Annotated in this window: 12 protein-coding genes; 2 read left to right on the top strand and 10 right to left on the bottom strand. The window is 55.3% G+C overall.

The annotated features are described in order from the left end of the window. Positions 1-68: 68 nt before the first annotated feature. Positions 69-1,823, top strand: a complete 1,755-nt coding sequence (locus MKY64_RS20695) for an SGNH/GDSL hydrolase family protein (protein WP_340955424.1) — start codon at positions 69-71, stop codon at positions 1,821-1,823. Positions 1,824-1,994: 171 nt separating this feature from the next. On the opposite strand, the gene MKY64_RS20690 is transcribed toward MKY64_RS20695, so the two are convergent. Further along, a complete protein-coding gene (locus MKY64_RS20690) occupies positions 1,995-2,927 on the bottom strand; it encodes a glycosyltransferase family 2 protein (protein ID WP_340955423.1) in 933 nt (310 codons plus the stop codon). A gap of 251 nt (positions 2,928-3,178) precedes the next feature. Here MKY64_RS20690 and MKY64_RS20685 point away from each other — a divergent pair, with 251 nt between their 5' ends. Continuing rightward, complete coding sequence (locus tag MKY64_RS20685) at positions 3,179-3,904, top strand: DsbA family oxidoreductase (protein WP_340955421.1); 726 nt, start codon at positions 3,179-3,181, stop codon at positions 3,902-3,904. A gap of 341 nt (positions 3,905-4,245) precedes the next feature. On the opposite strand, the gene MKY64_RS20680 is transcribed toward MKY64_RS20685, so the two are convergent. The 9 genes from MKY64_RS20680 to MKY64_RS20640 form a co-directional block, all read right to left on the bottom strand. Continuing rightward, positions 4,246-5,826, bottom strand: a complete 1,581-nt coding sequence (locus MKY64_RS20680) for an oleate hydratase (protein WP_340955419.1) — start codon at positions 5,824-5,826, stop codon at positions 4,246-4,248. 161 nt (positions 5,827-5,987) lie between these two features. After that, the gene (locus tag MKY64_RS20675; RefSeq protein ID WP_209879708.1) at positions 5,988-6,557 is read right to left on the bottom strand and encodes a TetR-like C-terminal domain-containing protein; all 570 of its coding nucleotides are present in this window, start codon (positions 6,555-6,557) and stop codon (positions 5,988-5,990) included. A gap of 25 nt (positions 6,558-6,582) precedes the next feature. Beyond that, a complete protein-coding gene (locus MKY64_RS20670; RefSeq protein WP_340955417.1) occupies positions 6,583-6,978 on the bottom strand; it encodes a hypothetical protein in 396 nt (131 codons plus the stop codon). Positions 6,979-7,002: 24 nt separating this feature from the next. Beyond that, a complete protein-coding gene (locus MKY64_RS20665) occupies positions 7,003-7,527 on the bottom strand; it encodes a hypothetical protein (protein ID WP_339254328.1) in 525 nt (174 codons plus the stop codon). 58 nt (positions 7,528-7,585) lie between these two features. Next, the gene (locus MKY64_RS20660; protein WP_339254330.1) at positions 7,586-8,557 is read right to left on the bottom strand and encodes an RluA family pseudouridine synthase; all 972 of its coding nucleotides are present in this window, start codon (positions 8,555-8,557) and stop codon (positions 7,586-7,588) included. Between the two features lie 81 nt (positions 8,558-8,638). Further along, positions 8,639-8,824, bottom strand: coding sequence for a CLC_0170 family protein (locus MKY64_RS20655; protein ID WP_339254332.1), 186 nt, complete (start codon positions 8,822-8,824; stop codon positions 8,639-8,641). 42 nt (positions 8,825-8,866) lie between these two features. After that, positions 8,867-10,090 (bottom strand): Ger(x)C family spore germination protein, encoded by a 1,224-nt coding sequence (locus MKY64_RS20650; RefSeq protein ID WP_339313097.1) that lies wholly within the window; start codon positions 10,088-10,090, stop codon positions 8,867-8,869. Further along, complete coding sequence (locus MKY64_RS20645; protein ID WP_339313098.1) at positions 10,087-11,184, bottom strand: GerAB/ArcD/ProY family transporter; 1,098 nt, start codon at positions 11,182-11,184, stop codon at positions 10,087-10,089. Before MKY64_RS20645 ends, MKY64_RS20650 begins: the two co-directional genes overlap by 4 nt. Further along, on the bottom strand, positions 11,177-12,802 hold the full coding sequence (locus MKY64_RS20640; RefSeq protein WP_339313099.1) for a spore germination protein: 1,626 nt from the start codon (positions 12,800-12,802) through the stop codon (positions 11,177-11,179). Before MKY64_RS20640 ends, MKY64_RS20645 begins: the two co-directional genes overlap by 8 nt. Positions 12,803-12,915: the final 113 nt, after the last annotated feature.

Raw genomic sequence — 12,915 nt, 5'->3', positions numbered from 1 at the left:
GCGGCGGGGTACTGCTGTCCTGTTCCAGATGGATGAGAGCGCCTTCAGACAAAGTGAGGCTGATGGTTATGGAACAGTATAACAGCGGTATCGGGCTTGGCGGGCAGGAGGGTCCGGCGGCACCCCAAGATCCAGTGGAGCGCCGTGACGGCTTCTTCGTCATGTTCGAGACGGCGATTGAGGCAACCGCCCGGACGGAGGGCAAGCCCTCGCAGGAGGTCTATCTGGAAGGCAATTATCTGATTGATAAGGCCAAATACATAGGCGGGGTTACGGATGAGCAGATGCTGGCGATGCTTAGAGACTGGACCGGCTTCCGCAAGCTGGTGCACAGCATTGGAGTGTCTGTGAAGACGGCGGAGGAAGGGGCTGCGGTCACTTTTCTTATGCAGAATTGGGGCAGAACCAGCAAGTATGAGACCGGCACGCAGCTGCGGGTCCCCTGCCCGGGCGATGGAACGGAAATCCTAGTGAAGCTGGAGGAGCACGAGTGGTCTGAGGAGGATGTGGCTCCCGGCAAATACGCCTTTGAATTCAGTAAGGAGGGGGAACTGGCGACAGCGAGCATCGTTCTCTACCTGAATGACGGGTACACGGCGCCTGAGCTGACAGCGGAACCTTCCGTAGACTTCGAGTCGTCTGCTTACCGCGCGATGATTGCGAAGTCTCTGCTGTATACGGGCAATAACCGGCGGCTGAAGCGGGCTATGGACAAGGCTGCAAGCAGAGAGGATGTGACGATTGCTTATATTGGCGGGTCCATCACACAGGGGGCCGGAGCTAAGCCCATTCATACAGAATGCTATGCCTATCAGTCGTACTTAAGATTTAAGGAGCTATTCGGCAAGGAGGGTGGAGAGAATATTCATTTCATCAAGGCTGGGGTTGGCGGGACGCCCTCTGAGCTTGGGATGATCCGCTATGAGCGGGATGTGCTGAGGGATGGTGCAGCCGCTCCCGACATCGTAGTGGTGGAATTTGCCGTGAATGATGAAGGGGACGAGACGAAGGGCAACTGCTTCGAGAGTCTTTGTCTCAAAATCCTGTCTGCGCCGAACCAGCCTGCCGTCATTCTGCTGTTCAGTGTCTTCGTGAATGACTGGAACCTGCAGGACCGCCTCTCCCCGGTAGGCAGACGCTATAATCTCCCTATGGTTAGTGTCAAGGATGCAGTAACAGAGCAGTTCCGGCTGAGCAAGTCCGAAGGGAATATCATCTCCAAACGGCAATTCTTCTACGATATCTATCACCCCACGAATGACGGGCACCGCGTAATGGCGGACTCCCTGGGCTACCTTTTCGCCGAGACCGCCCGGATGGGATTGGATGAAAAGGAGCAGGATATACTGGCGGGACCGCCTGAGCTCGGCAATGATTTTGCCCATGTCCGGCTGCTGGACCGTATAAGTGATCTGGGTAGCGCAGGTACTGCGATTGCTATTGAAGCAGGCGGCTTCCACGGTACGGATGAGGAGCTGCAGCAGGTGGAGATGGATGCCAATCCGTTCGGCACTCCGCAATTCCCGCATAACTGGATGCACACGGCTGCGTCCGGTGAGGATCGCTTCAGGCTGACAATCACCAGCAAGAATCTGATCCTGGTCTTCAAGGATTCGGGCAGCCCGGATGTAGGCAAGGCGGAGGTCTATGTGGACGGGAAGCTGGTTCTGACGGCAGATCCGCATGTGAATAGCTGGACGCACTGCAACGCTGTGATTCTATACAACAATGAGCAGAGCGGGGAGCATGTGGTGGAGATCCGGATGGCGCCGGAGGATCAGGACAAGAGCTTCACGATCCTGGGCTTTGGCTATACGGCTTAAGAATAATATAAGGGTGCCACAGAGGCCGCATTGAAGCAGCCGCCTGTGGCACCTTTTTTCTAATGTACTGACCAGAGGGTGTATGAACCGGATGTATGGGGCACAGGGCCCCCAGCATCCTTAAACTGTTTGGTTCTGTGCGCACTAGCGGTTCTTCGCGGAATGCTGTACCTAATCCAGCATGAATTCCCTGTACTTGTTCTTGCGGGGGTTGAGGATGAAGAGGATGCCACTGGCGTAGCCGGAGACGGCATTGAAGTTCCGCTTGAGCGTAGACTTGACGGCGAGGTAAGACAAGGTCCAGAGCAGAGCTGCATAATTCTTCACGGGTGCTTTGCGCAGATTCAGCAGATAATAATGGTTGACTGCGGTCGCCCGGGCGACCCGGCCTGCCTTGTCGCGAGAGCTGGGCGATTCATGATGCATGATTTTCAGCTCCGGGTTAATCACGAGCTTGCCGTATCTGCTCGCCAGATGGCACATATAGATATCGTCGGCTACTGCATAGCTGGTCATCCAGGGGTACGGCTTCATATCCCGCAGCGCCGAGCTGCGGAAGGACATGTTGCAGCCATGGAAGAAATCCGTCTCAAAAATATTCTCGGTCTCCCCCCATAAGAGAAGAGACCCGGCCAGTGTGCTGGCCGACAGTCTGCCTGGCGAAGCCGACATTTGACAGGTCAGCCTGCCGAGCAGCTTGCCCGATTTGCTGCTGGAGAGACCCTTGGCGATTCCGCCGACTCCGGCAATGGACGGATCTGAGGCGTAGGTGTCGAGCAACCGGCGGATATAGAGCGGATCGTCCAGCTCTGCATCGTCATCGAAGCTGAGCAGAATCTCCCCGTCGATGAGCCCGAGGGCCTCGTAGCGGGAGAGCCAGACGCCGGGCTTGGTTTTGCGGTAATAACGCAGGCTGGCATCCGGAAGACGTCCGAGCACTTCGCGGAAATATTCCAGCACCGGCTCTTCGATCTCACCGTCGTCCACGATCAGCAGTTCGATGGAGACATTCTCCAGCCTGCTTTGCGCGCCGATGGACTCAATGCAGAGGGTCAGATCGCTGATCCGGTTACGCGTGGGAATGACTATAGACAGGTCATGCATGCCGCTGACTCCTTTCGGGACGCCATAGACCGTCCGCTTTGAATTAGAGATGTTGCTCTAATTTTACCTGCCCGGCCGGGCGTACGTATATACCTCTTTCGTTTACTTTTCTCCCGGAAGCCAGCAGGGAAGAGAATGTATGGGACATTCAATGGGAAGGGGCCGTTCAGAAAGTTTGTTTGTAATTTTCGGTTTTTAACTATATAATAGTAAGTGAATTGCAATATCAATACCATTCAGGAGGAATTCCCATGAGAATAGATATATGGTCTGATTATGCCTGCCCGTTCTGCTATATCGGCAAAAGACGGCTGGAGCACGCGCTGAGCCAATTCCCGGGCCGTGACCAGGTGGAGGTCGTGTTCCGAAGCTTCCAGCTGGACCCGAATGCACGCACCGATGAGACGAGAGATATCCATGAGCTGTTGGCCGGTAAATACGGCATGACCCGTGACAAGGCCAAGGAGATGAACGCACAGCTGGCCGAGCAGGCGCAGGGTGTGGGTCTGGAATTCAATTTCGATACGATTCAGTCCACGAATACCTTTGACGCTCACCGCTTGAGCCATTATGCCGCTACTCAGGGCAAGGCTCCGCAGATGACCGAACGGCTGCTGCGTGCTTATTTCACCGATACACTGAATGTAGGTGACCATAAAGTGCTGGCTGAGCTGGCTGCGGAGGCCGGATTGGATCAGGCTGAAGTGGCTGCGGTGCTCGACAGTGAGGCTTACAGCGACCAGGTTGAGGCTGACATTGAAGCTGCCCGGCAGTTGAACATCACCGGCGTTCCGTTCTTCGTCTTCAATAATAAGTACGCCGTCTCCGGTGCACAGCCGGGTCCGGTCTTTACTGAAGTGCTTGACACGGTATGGGCGGAGGAACAGAAGGGTCCAGAGCTTCAGGTGGTCGGCCAGTCGAAGTCCGGGGCTGCACCGTCTGCTGACGGCTGCGATGACGGTTCCTGCAGCATCTGATTAGGATCAGTGGCAGGTTTGAGATAAGCGTTGCAGCGTGCTGCTTCGGGACGGAACGTACGATTCATTCTGGTTACGGACTACAGTTCCGCTATTTGCGCCAAAAGGCCATTTGGAGCGGCGTGCCGGACTGGCAAGTTTGCATCAATAGACGCACCAAACCCCCGCCGCATGAAATTCATGCAGCGGGGGTTTTTGTTCAAATATAAGAATTTATATGTTGCACACGATAAATTATCCTTCTATTTCTCGCTGAAACGGTACCGTCCTTTAAAAGGACGGTACCGTTTCCACTTGCTTACAGAGACCACTGGCCTGGAGCGGGAAACCGAATCATTCCGTTACCGGAACGAGGTCACCAGACTGGAGAACAGTGTGCGGACATCGTTCTGGTACGCATTGATCGGCTCTACCGGACGGTTCAGGCCGAACAGGGTGTAGACGGCGATGCGGGCGGCACGGACTGAATACTCTTCCGTGAACACGATATCGTCCGGGATCTCGCAGTATTGCCCGATAAAGGCCAGGTTGGTTGAGCCTTCAGGCACCACCTGTGGCCGGTCGCTGTTCAGGCGCGGCATGAACTGGGAGGTGATATACGGCATCATGCAAGGAATACAGTTGGCGGTAGCCATGATCTCTTCCTTATGCGCCTCGAAGTGCAGATGTCCGATCAGCTCCTCCATAATCTCCTCGCCGGTACAGTCGCACATTTTTTTGTGCACATAATCGCCGACCTTGTCCGGGTACAGGCCATATCCCCAGAACACCCTGACATGCTCCGGCTGGTTGCGGAAATGCGGCTGGAACGCCAGCACGACCGACATGAACCAACTGGAATCCTTGAACGTTACAAGTGCGCCGGTACCGGCCCGGTTGCGGGTGAACTTCTCCATTAGGTCGAAGAACTTCGAGTCCTGGAAGGTCACCGTGAAGGATTCCCATTTGGATTCGTCCACATGATCGTCGAAGGAAGAAGGATTGCCGAGACCCGGCTTCTTCGCGGCGATTGTCTCCCACAGCTTCCATGAGCTGCCCTTACCGTTCAGCGAGGGAGAGGAGGTCATTGATCCAAGGCTTGCGCCTTCGGTCATCGAGCCGTTCGTCACAATGACGCGGTCGCCTTCATTGACAGTAATGACATCCTCCACGCCATCGCGGACGACCTTCATCGCTGTCACAGTGATGCCGTCGCCTTCTTTGAATTCCAAATCAGTTACCGTACATTTCAAGTTGAAATCTACGCCCAGCGGCTCCAGATATTGATGCAGCGGCAGAATAATGGAATCATATTGGTTATATGGGGTCCGGGTTACGCCTTCAAGGGTTTGAATTCTAGGGAACTCGTGCATGAAGCGGAGCATATACCGCTTGAACTCAACTGCACTATGCCAAGGCTGGAAGGCAAAAGTGGTCGCCCACATGTACCAGAAGTTCGTTGTGAAGAAATGTGGTCCGAACCAGTCGTTAATCCGCAAGGTGCCCATGGCTGGCTCCGGCGTCATGATCAGCTTGCCCATGGCCAGGCGGTCTGCCATATCGAAGCCCATTGAGGTGACGTCCAGAACCTCACCCTTGCTGTTGATCAGCCGGGCCTGGCCGCGGGTTGGATTGGACTCATCGAATTGAATGATTTCTTGCCGCAGCGTCAGCCCCGGCTGGTCAATGGACGGAATGGTACTTAATAGCTCCCACAGGTTCTCGTAGGTCTCATCGTTCAGCATCCGGCCGCCGCGAATGACATAACCATGCTCTGCATCGCCGGCTCCGTCATTGCTGCCGCCAAGGATCTTCATCTCTTCAATAATATGAATGTTCTGTCCGGGAAAACCGCAGTCTCTAACCAGATAAGCCGCACCCGCAAGGGATGCAATGCCACCGCCGACGAAATATACCTGCTCGTTACCGTACTCTTTTTTCACTGATTACCGCCTCCATAGGTTTGCTTGAATACTGGACCTGAACCGAGTGTAATCCAGTCCCGCCCTGGAGGGTATCATCAAAGCGCTTGATCTGTATAAAATTTGGACATATGGAACAAAGTGTAACATTTTTGAGCAGAAAAAAGCCGCAGCCTCTAAGGTTACGACACAATGTTCTCATATTTATGCAGCGCCTTCAGAAAGTTCCCTTCTATCAGGACGCTCAGCTTCCCGATCATCTGCTCCGGCGGCTCCTTCATCCCGTCCTGCATCCATTGAATGACCAGTCCGGTGAAGGCCAGCGTGTAAAAGTTGGCGATGAACTGCTTATCCGGCGTCCCGACATCCAGCCCCGCGGCCAGCTCGTTGATGACGCCCATAACGAGATCATTCGTCACCTCATACAGATACGCGTCCAGATGCCTCCGTCCGAGGGAGTCCAAGGTATTGCTGCAGAACGCCTTATTGTTCCCGATATAGCAGAATATCCGGTAGAAACCGTCTGTCCAGGTGCTGTAGCTGCGGTACTGGGCAATGCTCTCGACAGCCTCCGTCCTGTAGATCCAGCCCAGCAGATCATATATATCCTGAAAATGATAATAAAAGGTCTGCCGGTTCACGCCGCAATCCTCGACCAGATGCCGGACGGAGATTTTGTTCAGCGGAAGCTCCTCCATCAGGTCTTTGAGCGAGCGGGCGAGCGCATTTTTGGTCAGCAGGGAATTGGACATAAGGGTCATCAGCTCCTAACAGGAATCAGCGTGTGCGCCAATAGTGTATCAGCAGCCGGCCGCCCTCGGCGATCAGGCCCAGAGCGAAGCCGCCTGCTGTAAACAGACCAAAGGAAAGAAAGCCCGCAAGATCCTCGAAGCCCGACATCTCACGGTAAGTGTACAGGTACATCAGGAAGAGCCCCGCCACAGTTCCAGCGGTTGAGAAAATCCACACAAGCTGCGCACCCAGCCAGCCGAACCCGTTGACTATACCGGAGATGACAGGGGCAAGGATGGCCCAGCGTAGGGCAAGAATAAGGTTGAAGGGCTCACCTAACCACATATACCGGTGCAGAATCAGCGATAACCATAGCAGCAGCGCGTAACCGGCAGACCATGCCAGCCAGCGGCCCGTCCGGGCAGGAGGCAGGAAATTCATTATCAGCTCACCCCATGTATAGCGTTATACCTCTTCCAGTTCCTCTGCGCTCTGCAGCATGAACTTCAGGAGGTTCGGAAGGTCTTCCATTTGCTCTTCGGTAATTTGCCGTTTGAATTGCAGTTCAACACAGTTATTGTACGTATCGTCTGTCTGTCCATAGCGGAAGCTGAGCGATTGCACAGGCTGGAATTCGGGTCCCCAGATTCGGGTCAGAATCTCTTCAATGGCCGGGCACTGCACATTCACATCTTCTATCTCCATATAAAAGCGTAAGAAAAGACTGCATCCCGGATCGCTGCCCGGCGTCTCCAGAATCTCATCGCTGAGGTCCTTCACTGTGGACTGGAGCAGAATCTCGGACGTCACATTCAGGCCTCCGGTCAGCTTGAACGCGAGGCTGAATTCACGCGACATCAGCGCGAGATTGAGCAAATCGGATCGGTCAGTTACAACTAGAACCCCATCCAGATTATCGTAGTCGTAGATCTGGTTCTCCAGGGCGATTTTGATATTGTCAAAAACAGTAGGGTGGAACAAGAGCGGCACCTTCTATCGTTTCTCTATAATATATTATGATTTGCTGTTGGCACTCACAGCTTAGGAATTAGTTCGTAGGTGCCGGTGCCGTGTATTTCAGAAAACTCTTCGGAATCGCGCTCTCAAACGTTAGAATTTCACCTGTGGTCGGATGGACGAACGAGAGCACGCGGGCATGCAGGCCGAGGCGGCCGACCGCCTTGGTCTCAGCGCCGTACTTCTTGTCCCCGGCAATCGGATGTCCGATGTCGGACATGTGGACACGGATCTGATTCTTCCGTCCGGTCTCTAAGTGCACCTCCAGCAGGGAGAAGTGGCGGTTCGCCTGGATCAGCTTATAGCGGGTTACGGCGTGCAGCCCGTCTCCCTCATGCGGACTGGAGTACATCTTCAGTGTGGAGGTCTCCTTCAGCCAGGAGCTGATCGTGCCTTCGGATCTCTTAACGGCGCCTTCCACCAGAGCCACGTAGGAGCGTTCCTTGACGGTCTCCTTCCAGCTGTTCTGGAGCTGCTGCTGAATCGCCTCGCTGCGGGCAAACATCATGACACCCGAGGTATCACGGTCCAGCCGGTGCACCACATAGACGCGGTTCTTCGGGTTGCTCAGGCGGACATGCTCCATCAGCTGGCGGTAAGCCGTCAATTCATTATCTTCACCGGTAGCGATGGACAAGAGCCCCGCATCCTTCTGGATCACGATAATATCGTCATCCTCATGGACAATGGTCAGTCCGAGCATCTCCTTGGTTTCGGCAGGCTTCTCATGGTCAATCGTCACGGTCTGGCCGGGATGGAGCGGATGGTTATGCTTCGTCACCGGCTTGCCGTTCACCGCAACCTGTCCGCGGGAGAGCATGGATTTGATCGAGTTGCGCCCCTTGTTCGTAATCGTCTTCAGCAGAAAAGCAAGCAGCTCCGCAGGCTCGGCTACCGTATAGGATTTGGGTGCAGCTGCCGGCTTGGCCGGGGCTCCGGATCTAGCGCCCTGTTTATGGTTAGAGGTTCTGTTCCCCTGATTTCTGGTTCTTCTTGTATTCATGACCGCATTCTCCGTCCTTTAATAGGTTACTCCTCAATATACCATGGGCCGTGAAGAAATACTACGAAGGGACGTGGGGCACTAGATATAGAGGAGCAGGCCGATACAGATTATCAGGGAGAGCAGGATATAGCTCCAGGCTATGATCTTTGCGTACTTTTTCTCCCGGAGCCAGCCCCGGTTACTGTAAATTCGGATATCTACAACCAGCAGAAGCATGGCCGAGAAGAACAGCATCCCGGCAAGGCTTCCCAGCAATCGGATCATACGCTTCCTCCTCCATAGGCGGTTACCTGCACGGGCTGGCGCTTAATCATGCTTGAGGCCCACTCTGCGGATATGCAGGGTCAGTCTGATATCTACACCAACACTGCTGTACAGGCTCTCCCAGTCGTTTTTGCCGTGGATATGCTTCCTCCAGTAGGCGGGATGATGGCTTCGGATCTGTTCGCCCATGCCAAAAATATCGGAGTGGTCCTGCTGGGTCTGCTTCACCAGTCCGGTCAGCACCGTCTGGATCTGCTGCTCGAAATCCCGCTCGATCTCATGCAGCTTCTGTGGGGAATTGACAGGAATGTCACTGCTGTAATGCTCGTCCAAATCCCCCTCCAGGAAGATCTCATAGGACAAATAGGGCTTGCCGTCCTTGATATAGCTCCGGGTGCGGGTGAAGCGTTCATTGATCTTGGTCATGACAATCCCTAGCTCCTGCGTACGGAGCAGAGTGGAATAGCCGCCGGGGTCCATCCCCTGCATCGCCATGAACCCGCCGATCTCTATAGGGGCAGTCTTGCTGACCATCTTGCCGCGGCTGAAATAAGCCAGCCCTTTGATCAGAATATTATCCTTGTTGCGAAGTGCCACATAAGGCAGATAAGCGCTTTGTCCCCACCTGGAGTCGGCTGACCAGAAGGTGCCGATATAATCCCGGGGGAATTTGCCGGAGGAGACGGACTTCTCCATCATGGACAAAATATAAAGAGTAGGCACACGCTGCAGCGGCGGGTTCACATCCATGAAGGCGGACGCGCGGCCCTCGGAGACGAGCAGCCAGGTTCTGCGCCGGATTTCTGGGTTGCGCCGCAGATAATCATTCAGCTCGGCGAGACTGCCCCGGGCAATCTCCTCGCTGATGATGATGATCCGCAGGTGAACCAGATAACGCGGGTCGGCTATCTGCTGCTGCAGATTATTCATGGCATCGTCGAGGGAGATGCCGCGCACGCTGACTACCCAGACGGGACTGGTCTTGCCTTCCCCTGCGCTGCCGCCGGTGCCGGGGCCCAGCGGGACTCTGCCCGGGACGGCAATCTGAGCGGTGACACTGATCATCTCCGTAGGCAGAGAGTTATCATGGATGTGAGTGACCCGGTCTTCTTTTTGCGTATCGTCTGCAGGGATCTTGTCAATGGATAGGCCGAGAACCAGCGCGCGGTCCTCAATCTCCACCTGATCCCAGCATCCGCTGAGCAGCGGGGCGGCTATAGTGAGCAGGAGGAGCAGGGCGAGCGTGCGCGGAAGCTGTATTTTCATGAGGTCACCTTCTCCTTGTGGCGTCTGAGCAGATAGACTGTCCATAACAGCAGCGGATAGCCGAACATCAGCATCATGCCGGCATTGCCCAGATGAAGGGCCCACTGGTAAGATTCGAACACATTTGAGGGCAGCATGGCCAGGATGAACATCACCGGCAGCAGGACCGTGGAGGCCATCCGCTGGTCGCGGAATCGCAGCAGCTTGTGCAGCAGATAGGCAGATATGTAATAAGTAGTGTAGATCGTCGTGTAGACAGAGATGACCCAGATAATAATGAAGATAGCATCCAGCCGCTCCAGGAATCCCTCGCCAAAAGCCGCCGAACGGGCCATCTCCAGAGTAGGGTAGATCAGCAGCTTGGTCTCCTCGGCACCGAATATCCCTACAGAAGCAATGACGATCAGCACGTAGATTGCACCCGACAGGAAGATGGCCCAGGCCCCCGCGCGGACGGCATGCCCAGGCTTCTCCATGAATGGAATCAGCAGCACGATGACGAAGGAGCTTTGGAACAGATAGGTGGCCTCCCGCGCCCCTTTCCAGAACTGGAGGCCGGGAGCCATCAGGACAGGCTGCAGATTGAGCATATCCACATTTTTGAGCGAGAGCAGAATGGTGGCCAGAATAGAGCCGACAATCAGCGGCAGATAGAAGAAGTGGATATAGGAGAACTTCACAACGTTGCGCCTGGAGGACAGCAGACTGATAAGCAGCATCAGGAAGATGGTTGCTTCGATCGGTGTTTTTTTGTACAGCACGGTTGTGGCAACATCCCCGAACTGGCGTACAGTGAGGCCGGTGAGTACAATGAACAGCAGCATAATCACCACAGTGAAAATAGCAGCAAGCGGGCGTCCGATCAGGCGGCGGCTGAACACGAACAGGGTCTCCTGCGGAAACCGCTGGCAGAGAGAGGCCAGCAGCCAGTAGCTGATGAAGGAGAAAAGTACGCCGCAGAATGCAACAAGGGGAGCGCTGCTGTTACCTGCTTCGGTCATATAGCGCGGGAAGCTGAGGATGCCCACTCCGATAATGGTGCTGCTGATCACGGCTGCTGCGCGCAGACTCGTAATCTGGCGCGGATTATTCATCGGTCTCATCTCCCTGCCTGAGAATCTGGTCAATCTCTGCGGTGGGTACACTGCGGGGCAGTCTGTCGGTATCCCGGACATGCAGGAAGCTGGGGCGGCGGCGCATCCACCAGAGCGGCACCCGCACCAGCGTATCCTTCAGATCACGCCACTTACCGGGAATGTAGGGGGACATATAGGGAACTCCGAAGGACTCCAGGTAGAGCAGATGATTCAGAATCAGAATCGTACCAATCATAACCCCGTAGAGGCCGAACATACCGGCCAGAAGGATCAGCGGAAACCGCAGCATACGCAGGGCGATCGCTGCATTGTAGGCGGGGGTGGCGAACGAGCCGATGGTCGTCAGAGCCACAATGACAACCGTGATCGGGCTGGCGAGTCCTGCGCCCACTGCAGCCTGTCCGATGACGAGGACGCCTACAATAGATAATGCCCCGCCGATCATCTGCGGCAGCCGGATCGTCGCTTCCCGCAGCACCTCCATGGATACCTCCATAATCAGCACCTCCAGCACAGCCGGAAACGGCACGCCCGCCCGGCCGCCCGAGATCGCCACAGCGAAATCTGTAGGCAGCAGTTCGGGGTTGTACGAGATGACAGACACATACAACGCCGGGAAAAACAGCGAGCAGGCCAAAGCAATCAGCCGGATGATCCGGATCAGGCTGCCCATAATGAAGCGTTCCGTATAGTCATCCACCGTCTGGAAGAACTGGTTGAAGAGGGCGGGAACAATCAGGGCAAACGGGGAGCCATCCACAAGAATGGCGACCCGTCCTTCCAGAAGGGCGGCCACAGTTTTGTCCGGCCGCTCGGTGCTCTGAACCTGAGGGAAGGGGGACAGCGGCTGGTCTTCGATGAACTGCTCGATGTATCCGGCATCGAGGATGCCGTCCGTATGAATCAGCGAGACTCGGCGCATGACTTCAGCGACCAGACTGCTGTCAGTGACACTGTCAATGTAACATAGAGCCACCCTTGACTGGGTGCGCTCTCCGAGCGGGCTGATCTCAATGCGGAAGTCCGTGCTCTGCAGCCGGTAACGCAGCAGGGAGAGGTTGTTCTCCAGCTTCTCCACATAGCCTTCACGCGGCCCGCGGATGACCTGCTCCGTCTGCGGCTGCTCGACCCCGCGCATCTCAATCTGGCGCATTTCCATGCGAAGCGCCTCTGGAATCCCGTCGATCAGCAGAATCAGGTCGCCCTTCACGGCGGCTTGGGGGAGTGCGGACAGATCGGCAGTCGTGGTGCCTTGAGTGACCTGGACAGCTGTACTCCAGATATAATGAATCATTCCGCCCGTATCCTCCGGGACCTCAGACTGCCCTGGAGGCGGTGCCATTAACGGTTTCAGCACATGCTCGCGCACCTGCTCCATATTCACGAGTGAGGAGAAGAAGAGCATTGCAGCAGGATAAGCCCCGAAGAGCAGGAAGTCGCGTACGACCAGGTCGCCGTTCTCTCCGAGCCTCGCCTGAAGCTCCGGCAGATCGGTCTTCAGCTCTCCTGTCAGCCTGCTGCCGCTCAGCCTGCTGCCGCTAGCAGGCTTCTGCTCTGAAGAAGAAGACTGTTGCTTATCTATGTAGGAGGCATATTTATCTTTCCAGTCTTGCAAACGGGCGACCTCCTTCATAGGGCAGATGGATGAATCTATATAAAGTGTTGCTTGATCGTACGGTTTTTATGTAATTTCTATGTGTAAGGCCCGGAAGGAGTGCTATGATATCT

Source organism: Paenibacillus sp. FSL R7-0210 (genome assembly GCF_038009085.1).
Taxonomy (GTDB): domain Bacteria; phylum Bacillota; class Bacilli; order Paenibacillales; family Paenibacillaceae; genus Paenibacillus_AQ; species Paenibacillus_AQ silagei.
This window is presented reverse-complemented; position numbering and strand designations above follow the sequence as displayed.

Coding starts and splice junctions, on each gene's coding strand:
- MKY64_RS20695 (WP_340955424.1), top strand. CDS start 69: ATGGAACAGTATAACAGCGGTATCGGGCTTGGCGGGCAGGAGGGTCCG.
- MKY64_RS20645 (WP_339313098.1), bottom strand. CDS start 11,184: ATGAATAATCCGCGCCAGATTACGAGTCTGCGCGCAGCAGCCGTGATC.
- MKY64_RS20670 (WP_340955417.1), bottom strand. CDS start 6,978: ATGAATTTCCTGCCTCCTGCCCGGACGGGCCGCTGGCTGGCATGGTCT.
- MKY64_RS20650 (WP_339313097.1), bottom strand. CDS start 10,090: ATGAAAATACAGCTTCCGCGCACGCTCGCCCTGCTCCTCCTGCTCACT.
- MKY64_RS20675 (WP_209879708.1), bottom strand. CDS start 6,557: ATGTCCAATTCCCTGCTGACCAAAAATGCGCTCGCCCGCTCGCTCAAA.
- MKY64_RS20690 (WP_340955423.1), bottom strand. CDS start 2,927: ATGCATGACCTGTCTATAGTCATTCCCACGCGTAACCGGATCAGCGAT.
- MKY64_RS20685 (WP_340955421.1), top strand. CDS start 3,179: ATGAGAATAGATATATGGTCTGATTATGCCTGCCCGTTCTGCTATATC.
- MKY64_RS20655 (WP_339254332.1), bottom strand. CDS start 8,824: ATGATCCGATTGCTGGGAAGCCTTGCCGGGATGCTGTTCTTCTCGGCC.
- MKY64_RS20660 (WP_339254330.1), bottom strand. CDS start 8,557: ATGAATACAAGAAGAACCAGAAATCAGGGGAACAGAACCTCTAACCAT.